Origin of the sequence: Anaerotignum propionicum (genome assembly GCF_024461735.1) — a bacterium.
GTDB lineage: Bacteria > Bacillota > Clostridia > Lachnospirales > Anaerotignaceae > Chakrabartyella.
Genome location: NZ_JANGAD010000003.1, coordinates 125,922 through 147,679 on the forward strand (window position 1 = coordinate 125,922; position 21,758 = coordinate 147,679).

Below are 21,758 nucleotides of genomic sequence, written 5' to 3' on the forward strand. Positions count from 1 at the left end.
TTTTTGGAGGTGGGGCTGTGGAATTTAGAATACAGCATGAAATAAAAGGACGTATTCGGGTGCATTTATTTCAGAGATATATGACGTATGAGCAGGCAGACCTTTTACAGTATTACTTTAGTTCACTGAAAGATGTAGTGAATGCCAAGGTATACGAGCGAACAGCAGATATGACTTTATACTATGTTGGCGATAGAGGAAATGTTTTAAAAGCATTACAGCAGTTTACATATGAAAAGGCAGAAAAGTACAATCCATTTATTGGCAATTCTGGACGACAACTAAACGCCGAGAATTTTGAAAAATTGGTGCAAAAGGTTGTATTTCGTTATGTTAGGAAGCTTTTTTTACCCCAACCATTCATGATCGCTTTTACCGGATATCGTTCCTTGGGCTATATGAAAAAAGGATTCCATGGGTTAAGAAAAAGACGGCTCGAGGTTTCAGTATTAGATGCCGTTGCAATTGGCGTTTCTATGGCCATAGGAGAATTTAATACAGCCGGGTCTATCATGTTTTTACTTGGAATCGGTGAAATTATGGAGGAATGGACTCATAAAAAATCGGTGAGCGATTTGGCTAGGAGTATGTCTCTAAATACAAATAAGGCTTGGTTTGTGAAAGATGGACAGGAAATTTTGGTGGATACTATCGATATTCAATTGAACGATAGGGTATTGGTTCGTATGGGGAACATCATTCCTTTTGATGGTACGGTGGTTTCTGGGGAAGCTTTGGTCAATCAAGCTTCCTTAACAGGGGAAGCTTTACCGGTAAAAAAGGAAGCAGATGGCTATGTTTATGCCGGTACTGTGGTGGAAGAAGGGGAAATTACCCTTCAAGTAAAAGCAGTCTCCGGGGCAACACGCTATGAAAAAATAGTAAGGATGATTGAGGATTCTGAAAAGCTGAAATCTAAGGCTGAAAGCAAAGCGGAGCATTTGGCGGATAGATTGGTGCCATATACCTTACTTGGGGCAGCAGCAGCTTGGCTGGTCACAAGAAATGTGGCAAAGGCAATGACTATTTTGATGGTAGATTTTTCTTGTGCGTTAAAGCTAGCCATGCCTATTTCTGTGCTCTCTGCAATTCGAGAAGCCAGCCATCACAATATCACAGTAAAGGGTGGCAAATATCTTGAGGCTATGGCAGAGGCTACTACCATTGTGTTTGACAAAACAGGAACGCTGACAAAGGCAAAACCCACCGTAAAGGAAGTAATACCCTTCGGCGAGGGCACAGCAGATGAAATGCTTCGCATTGCAGCTTGTTTGGAAGAGCACTTTCCTCATTCCATGGCAAAGGCGGTTGTGCAGGCGGCGAAGGAAAAGAACCTTGAGCATGAAGAGATGCATACTAAAGTGGAATACATTGTTGCCCATGGCATCACATCTTTTATTGATGGCAAGCGGGTTATCATAGGGAGTCATCATTTCGTTTTTGAAGACGAAGGGAGCGAAATTGCCCCACAGCATATTGAAAAATATGACGCTCTATCACCGGAATTTACCCATCTTTTTTTAGCCATAGAAAGCACCTTGGCGGCTGTTATTTGCATAGAGGATCCTATTCGTGAAGAGGCTTGGGATGTGGTTCAGCAGTTGAAAAACAATGGAATCCATTCTGTGGTTATGATGACGGGAGATAGTGAACGTACCGCCGCCGCTGTGGCAAAAAAAGTGGGTATTGACCAGTATTATTCTGAGGTTTTGCCCGAGGATAAAGCAAGATTTGTGGAGGAAGAGAAAAAAGCAGGAAAAACAGTCATTATGATTGGGGATGGAATTAACGATTCCCCTGCTCTTTCTGCCGCTGATATTGGCATTGCAATCAGTGACGGAGCAGAAATTGCCAGAGAGATTGCCGATGTTACCATCGCCGCAGATAATTTATATGAAATTGTTAAGCTAAAGCAGATAAGCAATTGTTTACAAAAAAGGATACAATATAATTATAGAGCCATAGTGGGTATCAACACCGCTTTAATTTTTCTGGGGTTAAGCGGATGCATACAGTCAACTACCTCTGCATTATTGCATAATACCTCAACGCTGCTGATCAGCGTAAAGGATATGCAGAATTTGTTACCATGTTAGACTTTTAGAGCTTTAGTTTACTTTGTAGGCTGAGCCATGGCAAATATTATTATTTGCTATGGTTCAGCTTTGTTTGTAAGTTTTTGAAAGGGGGAAATGTGGGGTTTGGCATGATTGAAGCGCAGAGCTTGAAGCCTTGACATAATAAGAGATAGGGGGTAACATGGAATAAAGTTAGTTGCAACTAATTTAATGAACATTAATATTAGAAAAGTGATAGTAAGATATTTTAGTATTGGGAACATCATTATCGTTCAGAGAAATAATTACCCTTTATTATTAAGGGTCAATATCAAAAAAAGAGGCAAATATATTTGAAAGGGGAAGGGAAGTGGAACACATGACTGCTACGGAAAGAGAAAAAAATATATATGGCTGTTCAGTGCAGGTTGTATCACGCTCAGAAGAACAGATTGTGTATAAGCTGAAAGATAAATCAGGGGATGTGCTCATGACAAGCTATCAGATTTTTCCGGGAGTTGAACTAATCTATAATGATGTTCATGCAAAAAGATGCTATGTTGAGCGAGCACCTTTTGGAAATTATTTAGAAATCAATCATTGCCGTGAAGGGCGTATTGAGTTCGCATTTCATGATGATTATTTTTACTTAACAAAAGGTGACTTTTCTTTGAATGTAAAACATGAATCTCCCCATGAATCGTATTTTCCCATTAGTCATTACCATGGAGTTTCTGTTTTGATTGATCTCGATCGGGCTCCAAGAAATTTGAATTCTATTCTGGGGGATATTGATGTTTGCCCGGAAGAATTGGCAGATAAGTTTTGTAAAGACAGCTTTTGTTTCATTGCCCGCCCCACAGCAAAATTGGAGCATTTATTCTCGGAATTATATTCTGTTCCCAACAATATTCGAAAAGGATTTTTTAAAATTAAGGTGTTGGAGTTGTTATTACACCTGTTTCATTACGAGGATACTTCCCAGAATGAAATTAACAAAAGAAGTGTAAAAAAATCAAGTGTAAATCTGGCGAAAAATGTATGCAATTATCTGACGGAGCACATGGATAGTCATATTACCATTTCAGAGCTTGGAGAGATATTTCTAGTGTCTCAAACCACACTGAAAAAAAGCTTTAAGGATGTTTACGGTGTTTCTATATATTCTTACATTCGTAGTCAAAAAATGCAGGTGGCTGCTTTGCTATTACGCCAGACGGAGTGTACAGTTTTAGAAATAGCGGGAAAATGCGGTTATGATAATGGGAGCAAATTTGCTTGTGCTTTTAAAAATGTGATTGGAATGCCCCCAAATGAATATAGAAATACCCATGTGGAGGAAGATATTTTGCATTTTGGAGCTGTGTATGTTCAGAAATAGGGAGAAACGAAGGAATACAATATTATGTTCAAAGAAAAGGGGTTTAACACTTTCCTTTGAAGCTATTGTGGCATTAACACACCTTGTTCAAAAGCTTATAACTCAAAAAGCTATTCTCGCTTTTATTTCAAAGCTTTAGAGAGTATGAAATTTGCCCATTTGGAGTTATAAATAACACAAACGGAGCGGATTTTAAGGCTGGATTGGTTTAAGATGATAAAAGTGACGCCCTAGGGTGTCTCATATATCATTTTGGGTTAGTTGTGGCTAATCTTAGGAAAGAGGGTTATAAATGAAAAAGCAATCAGATATGTCAAAATTATTTGAATATGCAGGGAATTTTAAATACCTAACAATGTTATCGTGGGTATTATCTGCCGCCAGTGCACTGGTGGCACTTCTTCCATTTGTGTATATATGGAAGTTCATCAAAGAGGTATTGGATGTTGCGCCAAATTTTAATCAAGCTGTCAATTTGGTACATAACGGTTGGATGGCTGTTTTATTTGCGGCTTTATCTATGATTATTTATATTGGAGCATTAATGAGCTCTCATATCGCCGCATTTCGTGTACAATCCAATATTCGTTCCCAGGCCATGGGGCACATCACAACCTTACCACTAGGGTTTATGGACGGTATTGGTAGTGGTAAAATGCGTAAGATTATCAATGAATCCAGTGCGGCTACAGAATCTTTTTTGGCACATCAACTGCCTGATACCTTTGGTGCCCTAGCAACTCCATTGGGACTATTGTTTCTTTTATTGTATTTTGATTGGAGGCTGGGTTTGTTAAGCTTAATTCCCATTGTAATTTCCTTTGTTATTATGGGATTAATGGCGGGCCCATCTATGAAAGGCAGAATGGAGGAATATCAAAATGCTCTTGACCAAATGTCTAACGAAGCTGTGGAATATGTGCGTGGTATTCCCGTGGTAAAAACCTTTGGGCAGTCAGTTTTCTCCTTCAAACGCTTCAAGGCTTCCATTGAAAACTATGAAAAATGGGTACTGTCTTATACAAAGGAATTACGCCTGCCCATGCTTTGCTATACCACAGCAATCAATGGGGTGTTTGCTGTTTTAATTGGTGGGGCATTGTTTTTCACATCCCATAGTGTTTCAAATGAATTTCTTCTAAATCTACTTTTTTATATTATTATTACACCGATTATCACTGTAACCCTAAACAAGATTATGTATGCAAGTGAAAATAAAATGGTAGTAGCGGATGCTTTACAGCGCATCGAGAGTGTCATGGAGCTACAACCCTTGGTAGAGACTGAAAATCCTAAGCATCCAAAAAACAATTCTATTTCCTTACGGGATGTATCCTTCCGTTATAAGGATACCAAGAGGAATGCTCTGGATGGAATTAACTTGAACATTGCCAGTGGGGAGGTTGTTGCTTTTGTGGGGCCTTCCGGTGGAGGAAAAACCACGCTAGCCAGCATTATCGCAAGGTTTTGGGATGTAAATGAGGGAGAGGTTTGTGTTGGTGGCGTGAATGTGAAGGAGATAGGAAAAAAAGAATTGATGGATACGGTTTCCTTCGTATTTCAGGATAGCCGCCTTTTGAAGGCTTCTATACTGGACAATGTGCGCATGGGAAGACCCGATGCTTCCAGAGAAGCAGTATTAAGGGCACTTCATGCCGCACAATGCGAAGATATTATTGAAAAATTACCTAATGGTATAGATACTGTGATTGGTGCAAAGGGTGTATATCTTTCCGGTGGAGAGCAGCAACGTATTTCTATTGCAAGGGTTATGTTGAAGAATGCTCCTATCTTAATTTTGGATGAGGCGACAGCCTTTGCTGACCCTGATAATGAAGCAAAGGTTCAGAAAGCCTTTTCTGAATTGTCAAAAGGGAAAACGGTCATTATGATTGCCCATCGCCTTTCTACCGTTACCAATGCCCATCGTATTTTCGTTTTAAAGGACGGAAAGATTTACGAGTCTGGCGGCCATGATGAATTGATGAATGATTCCGTTCTTTATGCACAAATGTGGCAGGAATATAACCGTGCCGCTCAGTGGAAAGTAGGTGTTATCAATGATTAAGTATTTACAGCATAAATATGCCCTTTCGGAAGTTGGAGCAAAAGATATGTTAAAAGCCTGTGTAACTTGTATTTTTTCCAATATAGCGTTAATGCTTCCAATCTCTTTGCTTTATTATCTTACTTCGGATTTGATGCAAGGAGGCGTGCCCAATGAAAGAAGAGCATTTTATATTGCAGGAGCAATCATTTGCTTGTTACTGATATTTGTAACCACTTATTTTCAATATAACTCAACGTTTCTTGCGACATATGTGGAGAGTGGGAAAAGACGAATCACTCTGGCTGAAAAATTGAGAAAGATGCCTTTATCTTACTTTGGAAAAAAGGATTTGAGTGATTTGACCAGTACAATTATGGCAGATTGTGCTTCACTGGAAATAGCATCATCCCATTGGATTCCACAATTAATTGGAGCAATATTTTCCACAGTTTTAGTAGCAATCAGCCTATTCTTTATTAACTGGCGTATGGCTCTTGCAGCTCTCTGGGTGCTTCCTATTGCTTTTCTCATTGTGCTGTTTTCATCAAAGGTACAGCATTCCTTAGGTGTAAAAGAGATGGCTGTGAAAATGGCATGTGCCGATGGCATTCAGGAGTGTTTGGAATCTGTAAGAGATTTACGAGCAAATAATGCGGAAGAGATATATCTAATAGGATTAAATAAAAAAATTAAAGCTGTAGAGAAACGTTCCATTATTACAGAGCTAGGGACTGCCGTTTTTGTGGCTTCAGCACAAATGGTTTTAAAACTGGGTATTGCCACGGTTGCGTTGGTGGGGGGATTTTTGTTGACAGAGGGAAGCCTAGACATTCTTACCTTTTTTATGTTTTTGTTGGTGGTATCCAGACTCTATGATCCAATGCAGTTGGCTTTACAGAATCTGGCGGCTATGATTGCCACAAATATTCAGTGCGAACGGATGAATGAAATTTTATCACACCCTATTCAAACAGGAATAGATCGTCTGAGCAATAAAGGCTTTGATATTGAATTTGATCATGTAGGTTTTGGATATCATCAGAAGGAGCAGGTGCTTCAAGATATCTCATTTACTGCAAAGCAAGGTGAGGTAACGGCTTTAATTGGTCCTTCCGGCGGCGGGAAAACTACCGTATCAAGACTTGCCTCTCGTTTTTGGGATATAACGAAGGGCAAGATTACAGTGGGCGGAATGGACATCTCTGAGATTGACCCTGAATGCCTCATGTCTCTATATTCCATTGTTTTTCAGGATGTAACATTGTTTAATAATTCTATTTTGGAAAATATCCGTATCGGTCGAAAGAATGCCACAGATGATGAGGTGATTGCGGCGGCAAAACTTGCCCACTGTGACGAATTTGCTGATAAACTGCCCCAAGGATGGAACACCTTAATTGGTGAAAATGGCTCAGAACTTTCAGGTGGGGAGCGTCAGCGCATATCCATTGCCCGTGCTTTTTTAAAGGATGCGCCGATCATTTTATTGGATGAGGCTACAGCTTCCCTTGATGTGGAGAATGAATCTAAAATTCAAGAGGCTCTTTCACGCCTGATTCAAAAAAAGACTGTTTTAATTATCGCCCACCGCATGCGCACGGTTGCTGGTGCAGATAAAATTGTAGTACTAGATGGTGGATATGTTGTGCAACAAGGAAAGCCGGAAAAATTGCTTGCAGAAGAGGGGATATATCAAAACATGGTTGGAATTCAGTCAGAAACGAATCATTGGAAATTAGTTTGAAAATTTGAATCAGTAATCTTTTTTCTGACAACAGTGTTAAACAAGAATTTGTTAACAAAATAAACTCAACGAAAAGACCATCAACATTTTGGTGGTCTTTTTTGTTTTTCAACAGTCCTTTAGAAGATATTAAGAATTTATTGTACTTTTTAAAGAACTTTATCGCATTGTGTAGATAATTTTTGAAAGCACGGAAAACCCCATGAAACCTATCATTTTTATGGTTATTATTTAAAAAATTACATAATTATGGAGAATTACAGTTGACATTTTTCTTAATATTCTTTATACTTAAGTTAACAATTATGTAACAATTTGATTTGTTGACTACGGAGGAGAATCTGTTATGATAATTACCAAAGCGTTAAAGCATGTTTGTATTACAACATCAATGATTATGGCTGCTTCCACAGTTGCTTTTGCTGCAGATGCAGGACAAGCTACTGATTCTGCTGTAAATGTTAGAAAAGAAGCGAATGCAGGGGCTGATGTTGTTGGAAAAATAGATAAAGGCTCTGAATATACAGTGGTTGGAAAAAGTGGAGATTGGTATCAAATCGCTTATGAAGGTGAGGATGCTTTTGTTTCTGCTGACTACTTTGAATTGACAAAGACAGATGCAGTGGCTACAGGCAGCAGCATTAATGTTAGAAAGGCACCTTCTGCTTCGGCAGATTCCTTAGGCAAGTTAAAGGATGGCCAAGAGATAGTTGTTACTGGTCAAAGCGGCGATTGGTATCGCATCGAGTTTGATGGTGATACTGCTTATGTTAGCAAGGATTATATCTCGGGGGAGCTTTTAACCAAGATTACTTCCGTTGCCTCTGCAGCTACAGAAAATGCGGGACAGGAAATTGAGAATACATATGGTGTGGTTACTTCCTCATCGGGCGTTAAGCTTCGTAAAGAAGCATCTATGATTTCCATTGTTTTAGAAGTATTGCCTTATGGTGCAGAAGTGAATATTGATCGTGTTGGACAAGACTGGGTTAGAGTTGTAACGGATGATGGTGTAAAGGGTTATGTTAGCTCAGAATTCCTTTCTGTTCGTAAAGGTGAACGCACCACTAGATCTAAGGATTCTTCCAAAGGTGCAGAGGTTATTTCTTTTGCCAAGCAATATATTGGTACACCTTATGTTTGGGGTGGAACAAACCTTTCTAAAGGCGTAGATTGCTCCGGTTTTGTTTATGCAGTTATGAAAAATTATGGTATCAATTTAAATAGATCTTCTTACTCTATGGTTTCTAATGGAGTTGAGGTTTCCAAGTCTGATTTGCAGGCGGGAGATTTGGTTTTCTTTAATACAGGCGGCAACAGTGGGATTTCTCATGTTGGAATTTATATGGGTGATGGCAATTATATTCACTCAACAGATGGTGCGGCTTATGGAGTTACAACCACTTCTTTAAGCAGTAGCTATAGCGCAAATACATATGTAACAGCAAGACGTGTAATTAGATAATTCTATAATTGATAAAATTTAAGGGCAGATTATCTGCCCTTTTTTGTGTGCGTTATTATTTTTCTTGAATATGAAAAATGCATTGTAATTCATTTGAAATACGCTGTAATCCGTGTTGACTATACGGATAAAGCAAAAAATACCCTGTATAGGGTATTTTATTTTGACAGGCGCTATTTTCTAAGGTACATTTGAAAACCTTTAATTAGTTTACTATGCTAAGTAAAATGAATAATTGAATTTCGGTGTTTACAAAATTATTATTCAGTGGTTAGTGAAATAAAAATGCCTATCTTCTATATTTTTTTCTACGCGAAGTGCGCAGTCTTTTCCTTCTTTTTTTTCTTTTCAAATGGCCAATCGTACGTGTCACCCCAAAGACAATTAGGCATGATAGAAGAATCCCTAATGAAACGATACCTATTGTTTTCAGCAGTTTGGCTTTTGATTCTTTTTCTTGTGCTAATCGAGCTTCATCCGAGGTTGCTGCTACGGCTGATTGAGCCACAAAGGAAGTGGTTATTGTGTCTTTACCGGTTTTTGCTGTAATTGTACCTATTTCTTGTCCTTCTAAAATAGGAGCATCAATTGTTTCTGGACAGTTGACATCAATTTTCAGGTCTGACAGTGTTGTGTTTGCCGGAATGGTTTTATACACATCTTCCTTGGGTACAACTTGAATACTGCCTAAGGAGGTCGTTTTATTTTTGTAGGTTTCTACCACATCTATAGTCTTGCTGTAGTCTTGAGCAGAAAAAACCTTTACTGTTTGAAAATTAGAAAAACCGTATTCAAATAAAGCTTTTGAGTCTACATAGTGCTCGGCACCCTTACATTTTAATACAACAGCGATGAGCTGGGTATCACCCTTTTTTGCAAAGGTAACCAATGTATTGAGGGCTTCCCAAGTATACCCTGTTTTTCCTCCGGTGGCATATTCATAGTAGTAAATGGATTTTGGGTTAAGCATTTGATGCTGACCATGAAGGTAGCGGGTTTCCGTTTGCTTATTCGTTGGGGGAATTTCGTAATAAGTATTGCTCATCATCTTTTGATAAGCTTCTTGCTTTAAAAGCGCTCTTGCAATGCAGGCCATGTCATAGGCAGTAGTATAATGGTTTTCATCGAAAAGACCATTTGCATTTAAAAAATTGGTGGATTCGCACCCCAATTCTTTCGCACGTTGGGTCATGTGCTGAGCGAAGGTAGGGATGGAGCCATCCACGTATTCCCCAACGGCATTGGCCACTTCGTTAGCGGATCGAAGTAATATGCCATATAGCGCTTGCTCTAAGGTGATCTGCTCTCCCTCCTGCATGGCAATATGGGCACTGCCGGGTTCTATACTGTAAACAGCATCATGGGAAAAGGTAACGGTATCGTTTAAATTTCCTTTTTCCAAGGCTAATAGCACAGTCATGATTTTTGTGATGCTGGCGGGATACATTTTACTCTTACTGTTTTTTTCATATAATATTTCCCCTGTGGTTGCATCCATGAGAATGGCTGCCTCTGCGCTTAATTCAGGGGCTTTCGTAATGTCAGTTGTTACTGGTGTCGTGGAATTATCCCCTTGTAATGCTTCGCCAAAGGCAGAAAAGCATGGTACAGTCAGAGATAAGGATAGAATTAAAATTAAAAATGATTGTTTCATTGACATCTCCTATATAACTTTAACTTTTGGGATTTTTGTGTTAGAATAAAAAGGCTTAGGGAGAGAATTAAGTATCTGTTTTAAATTGTAATTTTTATGCGGTAAAAAGTATAATTACTTGTGTTTGCTCCCTGTTTTTGTGATAAAATATAAATGTTTGCAAAGGTGTATATCATAATAGAATCGTATTATATTCATTTTGTTTATACATACTTTCCAATTATAACAAATTAAGGTGCAAGACAAAAGGGGTTTTTATAAAAATTGGATAAAAAAATGGAAGATTTATTTCTCAAGAAAAGAGGATTACAAATTCTTTTCGCTATCGTTCTGATTTTTGCGATTACACTGCTTTTACTTTCCATAAAAGGAGAAAAATCTTTGTGTATGGGCTCTGCCGTTACGGTGGAGGAATTGGAAACCAGATGGGCTGGGGAGTACAAGCTTTTTTTGCCGGGTACAATTGGGGCAATCAACATTAATACGGCTAACCAAGAAACTTTGGAGTCTTTGCCTGGTGTGGGAAAAAAGCTTGCAAAGGAAATCATAACTTATCGGGAAAAAAACGGACTTTTTCATGGTACGGAGGAAATCATAAATGTCCCCGGAATTGGCGTTAAAAAGCTGAATGCCATGAAAGAGTATATTATAGCTGAATAAATAGGAGGTTCTTATGGCATTTCATGTTTTGGTTGTTGATGATGAAAAACTCATTGTAAAAGGAATAAAATTTTCTCTGGAGCAGGATGGTATGGAGGTTACCCCCGCCTATGATGGCGAAGAGGCCTTGCAGTTAATAAAATCCACCAGCTTTGATTTGATTGTATTGGATGTTATGTTACCCAAGATGGACGGCTTGCAGGTTTGTCAGCAGGTAAGAGAGTTTTCTCAGGTGCCAATTATAATGGTTACTGCGAAAGGCGAAGATATGGATAAAATTATGGGATTAGAGTATGGTGCAGATGACTATATTACAAAACCCTTTAATATTTTGGAGTTGAAAGCCAGAATTAAAGCCATTTTACGCCGTAGTGTGAAAAAAGGCCCTGTGGAAGGTGCTGCCAAGAATATTTTAAAGGCAAGAGACTTGGAACTTTCTTATGATAGCAGACGGGTGTTTATTCAAGGAAAAGAAATAAATCTCACAGCCAAGGAATTTGATTTATTGGAGCTTTTAATGGAGAATCCCGGAAAGGTTTATAGTCGGGAAAAATTGCTGGATACTGTATGGGGGTATGACTACCCGGGGGATGTGCGTACGGTTGACGTCCATGTGCGACGACTGAGGGAAAAGATTGAAGCAAATCCCAGTGAACCCAAATACATTTTTACAAAATGGGGAGTTGGTTATTATTTTAATTAAGAGCAAACAACCTGAACGGAAAGAGAAAAAACCTCGTTTTCTTAGCTTACGCTGGATTCTCTTGGCCACCTATGTTGTGGTAGGTATTGTTCCTCTGCTTTTAATTGCAAGTACCATACTGCATTCCGTACAGGACTATTTTATAGAAGAAAGAAAAAAAGAACTACTCAGTGAAGCAAATGTGATATCAGGGCAGATAACCTCCCACGATTATATGTTTAATAAGGATGATCGGGATGCATTGGAAGAAACCATGTTGGATATGAGTCATCAAAATGATTTCCGTGTTTTGGTTTTGGATTCGTCTTGCTTAGTAGTGTATGATACCGGATACAGTGAGGTTGGAAAAACCGTTTTCATCTCCGAAGTAATTGAGGCTTTAGGCAATAAGGATATTGCCAGAGTGCAGGCGGATGGCGTGGTCTATGCCGCAGTTTCCATTTCCGGAAGCAACAACAGCCGGGTGGGTGTGGTTTTGGTTTCCGCTGATTTGAGCGATATATCGGTAACTGTAAACAATATTGCAAAGAAGGGTAATTTGCTTTTGGCAGGCCTTGCAATTATTGTGATTATCATCATGATTATTATGTCTCAGATTTTTACAGAGCCAATTAAGAAGCTTATTAAAGTCATTCAGAAAATGTCTGAGGGCCATTTTGAACAAAGAGTTCAGGTGCATTCTCAAATTCATAATGAGATGGTGGATCTGGCCCTTGCTTGTAATCAAATGGCAGATCAGCTTGAGAAGGTGGAATCTACAAGACAGCAGTTTGTTTCTAATGTTTCTCATGAATTAAAAACACCATTAAGCTCTATTAAGGTTTTAAGCGAATCCATCTTACTGCAAGAGGATGTGCCGAAAGAGATGTATGTTGAATTCCTCCATGATATTAATTCTGAGGTTGATAGAATGGCGGCAATTATTAATGATCTTTTGACTTTGGTTAAGCTGGATCAAAAAGAAGTTCCCTTAAACTTTAAGGAATTGGAATTGAATGAAATGCTGGAGGGGATTATCAAGAGGCTGCTACCCTTAGCAAAAGAAAAAAATATCCATATTCGCTATGAAAAGGTGAAGGATATCACAGCCACAGTTGATGAAATGAAGCTGACCTTAGCCGTTGCAAATTTAGTTGATAATGCAATTAAATATACCCCTGAGGGCGGTGAAGTTGAAATGAAACTGGATGCAGATCATCAAAATGTTTTTATCAGTGTGGCGGATACAGGCATTGGCATACCTGATGATGAGGTAGCCAGAATATTTGAGAGATTTTATCGGGTAGATAAAACACGAGATAGAGAAACAGGTGGTACGGGTCTGGGACTTTCTATTACCCATAGTACAATTATGATGCACAATGGGAGTATAAAGGTTTACAGCAAGGAGGATGAAGGTACTACCATATTGGTGCGAATTCCGATACGTCAAAATGTATCATAAAATTTGTAATAAGGCCTTTTTTAGAAAGCTAAGAAGGAGGATGGATTTTGGCAAAACTAAAAAAAGTAATTTCTATTGTTGTAATTATAGGGATGGCTTTGCTGGTTATCGTTTCGGTGGGTTTATTTTTAAAGGAGCAGTTTTTTGATGATGGTGAAAGTGCCACTGAGCTTTACTATATGAGCGCCAATGGAAAAATGAAAGCTACGGAAATAGATATCCAGACGGGCTCTGAGATTGATATGGTCTATACAATTTTGGAGGATTTACGAAATGGAGTAAAGTCAGATGGTATTAAACCTACGATTCCTCAGGCTTTGGAAATAAACTCTGCTGTGATCACAGGTAATGTGGCTACAATAGACTTTAATTCTGCTTATTATGGCTTAAGCAGTGTAGATGAGGTGATTTGCCGCTCATCCATTGTATGGTCCCTTACTTCCCTTAATTTTTTGAATTCTGTGGTATTTACTGTTGAGGGTGTTCCTCTGAAATCAAGAACTGGGGAAGTTTATGGTGAGATGAATCGTGAGAATGTTTTGATTGACCCATCTGTTTCTGCAACTACAACGGAATATGCTATTTTGAAATTGTATTTCTCTAATGCCGATGCCACAGACTTGATAGTAGAAGATCGGGTAGTGGAAGTGAATGCAAATCAACCAAGGGAAAGAACTATATTAGAACAGTTGATAGCGGGGCCAAAGGAAAACGGAAACTACGCAACAATACCAACTGAAACGAAAATTATGGATGTAACTACAACCAGTGATGGTGTTTGCTATGTAAACTTAAGTCAGGAATTTGTTGTAAAACATAATGGAGGCACGACAGGAGAATTACTTACAATCTATTCTATTGTTAATTCTCTTTCAGAGTTAGATAATGTGAAAAAAGTTCAGTTTTTGATTGAGGGTGAAAAAGTAGAGGCTTTCAAAGGCCATATTGATTTCAGCACTCCCTTTGTTGCTGTAAAAAGCTTGAAAACAGTAAGTTGATTGCTATGAGAATAAAAAGACCGGCTCTGTGGGCACTAATATTCACGATAGGTGGAATATATATCAGGCTAGGTATATCGAAAGAGATATGCCTGGCTTTTTTTATTTTTATCCTCCTATGTACATCACAATTCGTGATAAAGAAGGATTTTAAAATGGCAGCTACATTCATTGTAATGGCGATATTAGGCTTTTTTTTAGCTGGAAATTCTGTGAAAACAACATTTGTTGAATTAGAAGGAAAAACCCTTGTGGACTGCCGCGGTGTGGTTTTTGAGGAGGGGACAACCTCTTCCGGAAATCAAAAGCTGTTTGTGCGCTTGCAAGCGCCATCTCAAGAAGGACAAAACAAAACGGTAGTGCTATATGCAATTTGGACAGAAGGAGATTTTCTTCAAATTGGTGATGAAATTTTGATTTCAGGAGAAGTTTTACCCTTGGAAGGGAAAACAGTTCCCGGTGGCTACGATGAGAGATTATATTTAAAGACAAAGAACGTTGATTATAAGATATATCCCGAGAGGATTCAAAAGATTGGCAAAAGCAATCATTTTTCGGTGAAGCTGCAAGAGATAAAAGAACAGGTCTTTGCTGTGTTTGATACGGTTCTACCCCAGAGAGAAAGCGGGATACTAAAAGCAATGGTAACGGGAGAGAAAGATGACTTAGACCAGGAAACCAGAGATTTATACATAAAAGCTGGAATCAATCATATTCTTTGCGTTTCAGGGCTCCACGTTTCCATCTTTGTGCTATTGATTCATTTTTTCACGGAAAAATTCCTGAAGCAGAGTAAACGGTCAGCGTCATTGATTACCATCGCCTGTTGTGTGGGTTTTTTGGTTTTTACGGGTTTTTCGCCTTCCTCAGTTAGAGCGGTCATTATGATTACCGTTGCTTTACTTGGGCGGGTTTTCTTTAGAAGAAGTGATATGCTGAATAATGTGGCCATAGCTGCCCTCTTTCTTTTGCTTTTTCAACCTTTGTATTTATGGAATGCTGGATTTCAGCTATCATTTATTACTGTGGTGGGCATTTGGATTGGTTTGCAGGTAGTTGCTAACGATACAGATATTATGAGCAAAATGAAGAGAACTTTTATTCTTTCTTTATACGCATCTTTATTTAGTTATCCCCTTGTAGCGTATCATTTTTTTAATATCTCATTAATTGGCATCTTTCTAAACTTATTTATTTTGCCTCTTTGTGCTCCTTTGCTTTTCTTCGCTTTTTTAACGGCGCTAGGGGGACTTATCTTTCCGCCCATAGCAGCAATTTCTGCAGGAGGAGCTTTCGGCATTTTAAAGTTTTATCAAATCGTTTGCACCATTGGAGTTTCCATTCCAGGAGGTTATCTTTTGGTTGGAGCGCCTTCCTTGCTTACCATAGGGGTATATTATATTCTTTTGTATATGTGTAGTTTTTATGGTAGGAAGTTTTGCAATGAAAAAACAATTCTTTGCGGGATGATTGTTTTGGGATTTTCCGTATTTGGGAATAGATTGATTTTTCATAAAAATACCGTTGCTTTTTTGGATGTGGGTCAAGGGGATTCGACGGTCATATCTACATACGATGGTAGAGTTGTGGTGATTGACGGCGGCGGCTGGTTCGGGGCAGAAATTGGGAAAAATACGGGAATGAAAGTAGTAAAGCCATATTTGGAGTATCTAGGAGTTAAGGAATTGGATGGGATTTTTTTAACTCATTTTGATTCAGATCATATGATTGGCGTAGTTGAGCTTTGCCAAAGTGTACCCACAAAAGCCGTATATCTATCGGAGTATCCTTGTTCTGATACGGAAAAATGGCATAGCTTAAAAGAAATATTGGAAAAGCAGGGGATTATGCTGTATACTGTGAAGGAAAATGACGTGTCAAATTGGGGGAATTATGGAGAGCTCACCTGTTTTTATCCTCCAAAAGGCGTGAAATTTATTGGCGATAATGATAACCATGGATCACTGGTCTTAAAATACCAATATGGTGGAACAAAGATACTATTCACTGGAGATGCCGCAGTGGAGGACGAAAGAGTACTTCTTGCAAAAGGAGCGGATATTTCGGCGCAAATTTTAAAGCTTGGACATCACGGTTCAAAAAATTCAAGCAGCAATGCTTTTTTAGAGGCCGTTGACCCTCAGATAGGTATCATATCCTGTGGTAAAGAAAATCGATATGGCCATCCCCATGAAGATACATTAAAAAGAGTGAATGAACAGAGGATTGCTGTTTATCGAACGGATAAACAGGGAACCATTTTAGCGGAAATATCTCCAAAGGGCAGCTACGAAATGGATGCTGTTGCAGAAAGGGAGGCAGTTTATGAAGGAATTAAAAAAACAATGGAAAAACGGTGAGTTTTTAAGTTGTTATCTATTTTATGGCTCTGAAACCTATTTAATTAAAAATTATGAGAAGGCACTGATGGATGCGATCCTATCTTCTGGTTCCGAAATGATGAACCACGATATTTTTGAGGAAAAGCGTGCAAGTGCTGATGCAATTATGGATGCTGCCGATACCCTGCCTTTTTTAAATGAAAGACGACTGATTACCATTAAAAATAGTGGTTTTTTTCAAAAAGGAAATAAGGAGGAAGGTGAGAAATTGCTTGAATATTTCTCAAATTTACCTGAAAGCGTGTGCATTCTTTTTATAGAAGAAAAGGTTGAAAAAAATAGTCGCCTTTACAAAGTTGTAACGAAAATTGGGGAAGCGGTTGAATTTAAAACACCCACTGAAAAGGAATTAACTGTCTGGTTAAAAAAAGAATGTAGTAAAAATGGGGTTTCCATTGAGAACAGTGTCATACAGTTCTTTCTTCAGACTGTTGAAAGTGATATGGAAAATATCATAAGAGAGGTGCAAAAGCTGATTTCTTATAAAGGGAACCAAGGTAGTATTGAAATGGAGGATGTGAGGGAAGTTGCCACCCCTTCATTGGAGGCAAAGGTTTTTGATTTGGTTCGTGCAGTGGCGGAGGAGAAGCCCGCAAAAGCCATTTCTATTTATCGGAATTTATTACTTTTAAAAGAATCGCCCTATATGGTTCTTTCCTTGATTACAAGACAATTCCGCATGATTTTTATCAGTTCCCTTTTGTTTGAAGATGGATTATCTTACGTTGAAATTGCACAGAAGTTGGAAATCAGAGATTTTGCTGTCAAGGAATATGTACGGCAGGCAAAACGTTTTTCTAAGAAAGAATGGAAAATGGCACTTGAGGATTGCTTAAAGACGGATTTGGACATAAAAACAGGACGAGCTGCTGAAGAAGGAGCTGTGGAACTGCTAATTATGAAATATAGCAGTAAATCATTGAGAAGTAGTGGGTAATAATGACAAAAGGGACAACCAATTGAATTTAAGGATGTCCCTTTTTATGTGCTTTACAGAGTAGGATGAAATTGGCACTCAATCCATAAGTGGAAAAAGCAAAGCAATTAGTAAGCTTATGAATCAAATTAACACTTCTTACAGCTTTGCAACCACACGGCAAGGCAAGCCTGTCATTTCTGTAAAGTTCATTGGGCATGTATGGGCTTGAAAGTAAATGTCATGCTTGAGTACTTCCGAAAGATTACATAAGTTTTCAACAATGAATACCCCTTTGTCGGCACAAAATTGATCCATAGGGGTATGCTCCTGCCCTCGACGAACCCCGGCAAAGTCAATTCCAATGATAGAGACTCCTTTTTCCACCAAAGCATTGATTAAGTTGACAGAAAGTTGGGGATGCTCTGAAAAATAGGCATGGCTTCCATAACCTTCTTTTTCAATAAATCCTGTATAAAAGGCAATAAACATATCTCCTTGCACCTTTTCCAAGTCAATATCCAGGGGTTCAATTTCTTTATTTACAATATGACTAACATCAAAGACGATTGCATTGCGTTCCATGTATTCTAAAGGGAATTCTTTGTTCATAACATCAAAATGGGTTCCTAAATGCCCAAAGAGAGCTTTTTTCTCATTTCCTTGCGCATCAGAAACCATTTTTGGTGTGATTTTTAATGTGATATCTATTAGCATGCTTATGCCTCCTAACTTTTATGTGTTCTGAAATGTATGTCATTTTAATGCTAAGAAACTCCAGAAATTTAATACTGATACTCTAGGGGATGTTCGGTTGTATTAAGGATTATTAAACCCTTCAAAGGCACAAGATTACTTGCTTCTAACGTTTGCTCAAGTTTTTTCATATGCTTATGAAATTTAAGTATATGCAACTAAGCTATAAAGCAAATAGCTTTGCTTTCTGAAGCTTTCCTTTGAATCTTGTACATATTCTATTTGGAATTTTTAAGAAAAGAAAACAATTTTAATAAAAAAGCGATACCTGTTTATTGATATCGCTTTTATCGTTCATACTAGATTTCGTGATAAGATTTTAAAATACTGTTCGCAACTTCCAGCTTACTTTGTCTGCAATCCATGGCATGCTTTTCTATATAGCGATGAGCCTGGGGCTCAGTCATATGCAGATGCTGAATTAAAAGGCACTTTGCCCTGTGAACAGTACGGAATTCCGTAAGCTGCTTTTGAAGCTTTTTATTCTTTTCCTGTATTTTCGCAATACGATTTTCAAATGCAATTGCGAATTTCACAGTGCGCTCAAACTCCGAACGCTTAAAAGGCTTATAAAGTATCAGAATGCCGTAGTCTTCTCCGCTGTATTCCTTAATGTTTCTATAGGATTCTGGCAATAACAAAACAACAGAAGCATCTGTTCTTTGTGTCATAAAAATGGCTAGATCCTGAGCGGATTCACTTGGTAGAGGAGCATTTATGATAATGAGCGAGGGCGTTTCGGAAGCAATTAATTCTTTTGCCTGCTTGCTGTTGGAAGCGTAGAAAATTTGTGACGAAGAATAGTAGTCCAAAAGGCCAACCAAATTTTCTTTCTCCGTCTCCTTTCCCGCTATAATCAATATCTGATTCATAAAGCTCCTCCTTTCAATTTTCAGTTGTTAAAACATAGTAATATATGCATCTCTTTCTGCCCCAACGGAAACATACTTAATAGGGCACCCAACGGCTTCTTCAATATATTTGATATAATCAAGAGCTTCTTTTGGCAAATCTTCAACACTGCGGCATCCGCTGATATCACAGTTCCAACCTTTAATGGTTTCAACTACAGGTTCAGCATCTTTCAAAACAGCAGAGTAAGGGAACTCTGTAACTTCTTGCCCATTGATTTTATATTTTGTACATACAGGGATTTCTTCTAAATAAGATAAAACATCCATTTTTGTCAATGCAATTTCACTGCATCCTTGTACACGGATTCCGTAACGGCTTGCCACAACATCAAAGGGACCAACACGACGAGGTCTGCCTGTTGCGGCACCATATTCTCCGCCGGCTTCTCTTAAGGCATCTGCCCCAGCACCAAACATTTCGCAGGTAAAAGGACCTTCGCCAACACAGCTGGAATAAGCTTTCATGATACCGATGACACTATCCAACTGCAAGTTGGGAACACCGGCACCAATAGGTGCATAGGCAGCAATGGTTGAAGATGAAGAGGTGAAAGGGTAGATACCAAAATCGATATCTCTCAGTGCACCTAATTGAGCTTCAAACATAATTTTCTTGCCAGCTTTTTCAGCCTCTGTAATGTACAAGCCTGTGTCAATAATATTATCCTTGAAAGGCGTACCAAAGGTATCCAACCACTGCAAAACTTCTTCATACTGAACAGGGGCAGCATGATAAACACCTTCAATCACCAGGTTTTTATAGGCCACCAAATTTTTTAGTGTAGCTGGATAAGTTTCAGGATGGAGCAAATCACCCATACGTAAGCATTTTTTCATATATTTATCGCCATAAACGGGGGAGATACCTCTACGGGTTGAGCCAAACTTGGCATCCCCAAGGCGATCCTCCTCCAAGCAATCCAATAGCTTATGATAAGGAAGGCAAATGATTGCCTTATCACTAATTTTCAGGTTTTCAGCTGTGATTTTTACGCCGGCGCTTTTCAAGCGGTCAACCTCGTGATAAAGATGCTCAAGGTCAATTGCCATGCCATTTCCCATGATGTTTACTACATCTTCCCGCAAAATGCCGGAAGGCAGCAGATTTAAAACAAATTTTCCTAAGTGATTAATTACGGTATGTCCGGCGTTATTACCGCCCTGATATCTGCAAACAATATCATAATCATGTGAAAGCAGGTCAACCATACGACCTTTGCCCTCATCTCCCCAGTTGGTGCCAACGATAGAAGTTAACATGAAGATAGCCTCCTTAAATTTTGATATAAAAAATAATGATTGAACTTTTGTATCATATAGAAATTTTAATAGCGTTAATGAGGAATGTCAATGGAGCACATAATGAATTATTATGCTATTTTTTAGAATTATTAGTCATCAATAAAATTCTATTTCAAAATTTCACACAAGTTAGTGCGTAAAAAGGCATATATTCCAGACCGATTGTTTTTGTATTTTATCTAAATAATAAAAATTATGAAAGTTTATGCAAAAAAAGCTGAATAAATAAATTCAAATTTGGCATAGAAATTTTTTATACCCACTATTAATAATCGAATGAAAAAAGCACCGATGACATTTCAAAATGCCATTGATGCAGATTGTATTTTATAATATTGATAAATGCCAGGTCACAAATCCTTGAATAATGGAATAAGAATTTATTTACTTAACTAGTTTTCAACGTTCTCAAGGGTGCGTTTTTTCTTCTTTTTATCTAAATTTTGGCTGTCAAACGTATGGGCGCGACCTAGAAAATAAGCGATTTTAATCAGCTTTTTTTCTTCCGTTGTTAATTCCTTTTCCGTCAAATCAGCAATATGACGAAGCAAAGCCGCCATGTTTGTACGGGGTGCCTTTGGCACTGAAATCATGAGTGCTGCAGGTTTAAAGGTTGCAGGAGTAAGTTCCTTGGGTCGCACAACTTTAAAAACTTTTGCTGTATAGATTGCGTCAAATAAAGCATCATGAAAAGGTGCATCAACGGTGATTTTTAGTTCTGTCACTGCGTTTTTCAGACCAATTGCTTGTCCGGCTTCATAATTCAGAAATGCAGAAGCGTATTTTTGAACATTTAGATATTTATTGGGGATACTGTTGGTGTCCAATTTATAGTATAAAATATTGCGAAATAGGGACTTAATATCATCCGTTCCCCAAGTGCAAAGAATTGCATCCTTATCTGAGATAAAAGAAGCAAACTGGTGAAAGGCTTCCGTAAAGTCCGGTTGGGCTTTTAATTTTTCTTCAGTAATTCCGGTTATTTTTTCAACAAAAGGATGTAATCTCGGATAGATTTTAGGCTGAATCAATGCATTAAAAGTATCTATTTGCTGAAAAGAATCATTTAATTTTACAGCGCCGATTTGAATGATTTCAAAAGGACATCCAGGCACCGGAGCAACTGCCTCGCCTGTTTTGAAAGGAAAGGATTGATTGAACTCTAAATCCAAAACGATATAATTCATGAAAGTTCCTCCTGTCTGAACCAAGTATACACCATTTTTCAGGTGAAGGGAAGAAGGAAATTTCAGCTCTAGTATATCTATTTTTGTAAAAACAGCATGAAAAATATATCGTCTTTGAGGAATGA

General features: G+C 38.3%; 16 protein-coding genes. 11 read left to right on the forward strand and 5 right to left on the reverse strand.

What is annotated here, in order from left to right:
- Positions 1 to 17: 17 nt before the first annotated feature.
- From NE558_RS05540 to NE558_RS05560, 5 genes are all read left to right on the forward strand, one after another.
- A complete protein-coding gene (locus tag NE558_RS05540; protein WP_256148922.1) occupies positions 18 to 2,096 on the forward strand; it encodes a heavy metal translocating P-type ATPase in 2,079 nt (692 codons plus the stop codon).
- A 340-nt stretch (positions 2,097 to 2,436) separates the two neighbouring features.
- The gene (locus NE558_RS05545; protein WP_256149155.1) at positions 2,437 to 3,438 is read left to right on the forward strand and encodes a helix-turn-helix transcriptional regulator; all 1,002 of its coding nucleotides are present in this window, start codon (positions 2,437 to 2,439) and stop codon (positions 3,436 to 3,438) included.
- 292 nt (positions 3,439 to 3,730) lie between these two features.
- Complete coding sequence (locus NE558_RS05550; protein WP_256148923.1) at positions 3,731 to 5,506, forward strand: ABC transporter ATP-binding protein; 1,776 nt, start codon at positions 3,731 to 3,733, stop codon at positions 5,504 to 5,506.
- Positions 5,499 to 7,232: an ABC transporter ATP-binding protein gene (locus NE558_RS05555; RefSeq protein ID WP_256148924.1), complete on the forward strand. Its 1,734-nt coding sequence runs from the start codon at positions 5,499 to 5,501 to the stop codon at positions 7,230 to 7,232. The genes NE558_RS05550 and NE558_RS05555 overlap by 8 nt, the downstream gene beginning before the upstream one ends.
- 346 nt (positions 7,233 to 7,578) lie before the next feature.
- Positions 7,579 to 8,697 carry an SH3 domain-containing protein gene (locus NE558_RS05560; protein WP_256148926.1) on the forward strand — a complete coding sequence of 373 codons (1,119 nt, stop codon included), beginning with the start codon at positions 7,579 to 7,581 and terminating at the stop codon, positions 8,695 to 8,697.
- Positions 8,698 to 8,986: 289 nt separating this feature from the next.
- On the opposite strand, the gene NE558_RS05565 is transcribed toward NE558_RS05560, so the two are convergent.
- Positions 8,987 to 10,351 (reverse strand): D-alanyl-D-alanine carboxypeptidase family protein, encoded by a 1,365-nt coding sequence (locus NE558_RS05565; protein ID WP_256148928.1) that lies wholly within the window; start codon positions 10,349 to 10,351, stop codon positions 8,987 to 8,989.
- 264 nt (positions 10,352 to 10,615) lie between these two features.
- Between NE558_RS05565 and NE558_RS05570 the strand changes: the two genes are divergently transcribed.
- Genes NE558_RS05570 through holA form a run of 6 tightly spaced genes read left to right on the forward strand, consistent with a single transcriptional unit; the run spans position 10,616 to position 17,495 of the window.
- Positions 10,616 to 11,011: a ComEA family DNA-binding protein gene (locus NE558_RS05570; RefSeq protein ID WP_256148930.1), complete on the forward strand. Its 396-nt coding sequence runs from the start codon at positions 10,616 to 10,618 to the stop codon at positions 11,009 to 11,011.
- A gap of 13 nt (positions 11,012 to 11,024) precedes the next feature.
- A complete protein-coding gene (locus NE558_RS05575; protein ID WP_256148932.1) occupies positions 11,025 to 11,714 on the forward strand; it encodes a response regulator transcription factor in 690 nt (229 codons plus the stop codon).
- The gene (locus NE558_RS05580; protein WP_256148934.1) at positions 11,647 to 13,158 is read left to right on the forward strand and encodes a sensor histidine kinase; all 1,512 of its coding nucleotides are present in this window, start codon (positions 11,647 to 11,649) and stop codon (positions 13,156 to 13,158) included. The genes NE558_RS05575 and NE558_RS05580 overlap by 68 nt, the downstream gene beginning before the upstream one ends.
- Before the next feature lie 47 nt (positions 13,159 to 13,205).
- On the forward strand, positions 13,206 to 14,156 hold the full coding sequence (locus tag NE558_RS05585) for a GerMN domain-containing protein (RefSeq protein WP_256148936.1): 951 nt from the start codon (positions 13,206 to 13,208) through the stop codon (positions 14,154 to 14,156).
- Between the two features lie 5 nt (positions 14,157 to 14,161).
- Positions 14,162 to 16,516, forward strand: a complete 2,355-nt coding sequence (locus tag NE558_RS05590; protein ID WP_256148938.1) for a DNA internalization-related competence protein ComEC/Rec2 — start codon at positions 14,162 to 14,164, stop codon at positions 16,514 to 16,516.
- A complete protein-coding gene (holA, locus tag NE558_RS05595; protein ID WP_256148939.1) occupies positions 16,482 to 17,495 on the forward strand; it encodes a DNA polymerase III subunit delta in 1,014 nt (337 codons plus the stop codon). Before NE558_RS05590 ends, holA begins: the two co-directional genes overlap by 35 nt.
- A gap of 138 nt (positions 17,496 to 17,633) precedes the next feature.
- Here the strand turns inward: holA and NE558_RS05600 are convergent, their stop codons facing one another.
- From NE558_RS05600 to NE558_RS05615, 4 genes are all read right to left on the reverse strand, one after another.
- Positions 17,634 to 18,191, reverse strand: a complete 558-nt coding sequence (locus NE558_RS05600; RefSeq protein ID WP_256148940.1) for a cyclase family protein — start codon at positions 18,189 to 18,191, stop codon at positions 17,634 to 17,636.
- A gap of 338 nt (positions 18,192 to 18,529) precedes the next feature.
- Positions 18,530 to 19,102 carry an ANTAR domain-containing response regulator gene (locus NE558_RS05605; RefSeq protein WP_256148941.1) on the reverse strand — a complete coding sequence of 191 codons (573 nt, stop codon included), beginning with the start codon at positions 19,100 to 19,102 and terminating at the stop codon, positions 18,530 to 18,532.
- Between the two features lie 27 nt (positions 19,103 to 19,129).
- A complete protein-coding gene (locus NE558_RS05610) occupies positions 19,130 to 20,404 on the reverse strand; it encodes an adenylosuccinate synthase (RefSeq protein WP_256148942.1) in 1,275 nt (424 codons plus the stop codon).
- 434 nt (positions 20,405 to 20,838) lie between these two features.
- Positions 20,839 to 21,633: a 3'-5' exonuclease gene (locus NE558_RS05615; RefSeq protein WP_256148943.1), complete on the reverse strand. Its 795-nt coding sequence runs from the start codon at positions 21,631 to 21,633 to the stop codon at positions 20,839 to 20,841.
- Positions 21,634 to 21,758 lie beyond the last annotated feature (125 nt).

What these genes read in the sequence shown, in the direction of transcription:
- NE558_RS05550 (WP_256148923.1), top strand. Translation starts at nt 3,731, where the DNA reads ATGAAAAAGCAATCAGATATGTCAAAATTATTTGAATATGCAGGGAAT.
- NE558_RS05610 (WP_256148942.1), bottom strand. Translation starts at nt 20,404, where the DNA reads ATGTTAACTTCTATCGTTGGCACCAACTGGGGAGATGAGGGCAAAGGT.
- NE558_RS05555 (WP_256148924.1), top strand. Translation starts at nt 5,499, where the DNA reads ATGATTAAGTATTTACAGCATAAATATGCCCTTTCGGAAGTTGGAGCA.
- NE558_RS05600 (WP_256148940.1), bottom strand. Translation starts at nt 18,191, where the DNA reads ATGCTAATAGATATCACATTAAAAATCACACCAAAAATGGTTTCTGAT.
- NE558_RS05545 (WP_256149155.1), top strand. Translation starts at nt 2,437, where the DNA reads ATGACTGCTACGGAAAGAGAAAAAAATATATATGGCTGTTCAGTGCAG.
- holA (WP_256148939.1), top strand. Translation starts at nt 16,482, where the DNA reads ATGAAGGAATTAAAAAAACAATGGAAAAACGGTGAGTTTTTAAGTTGT.
- NE558_RS05560 (WP_256148926.1), top strand. Translation starts at nt 7,579, where the DNA reads ATGATAATTACCAAAGCGTTAAAGCATGTTTGTATTACAACATCAATG.
- NE558_RS05605 (WP_256148941.1), bottom strand. Translation starts at nt 19,102, where the DNA reads ATGAATCAGATATTGATTATAGCGGGAAAGGAGACGGAGAAAGAAAAT.
- NE558_RS05575 (WP_256148932.1), top strand. Translation starts at nt 11,025, where the DNA reads ATGGCATTTCATGTTTTGGTTGTTGATGATGAAAAACTCATTGTAAAA.
- NE558_RS05590 (WP_256148938.1), top strand. Translation starts at nt 14,162, where the DNA reads ATGAGAATAAAAAGACCGGCTCTGTGGGCACTAATATTCACGATAGGT.
- NE558_RS05565 (WP_256148928.1), bottom strand. Translation starts at nt 10,351, where the DNA reads ATGAAACAATCATTTTTAATTTTAATTCTATCCTTATCTCTGACTGTA.
- NE558_RS05615 (WP_256148943.1), bottom strand. Translation starts at nt 21,633, where the DNA reads ATGAATTATATCGTTTTGGATTTAGAGTTCAATCAATCCTTTCCTTTC.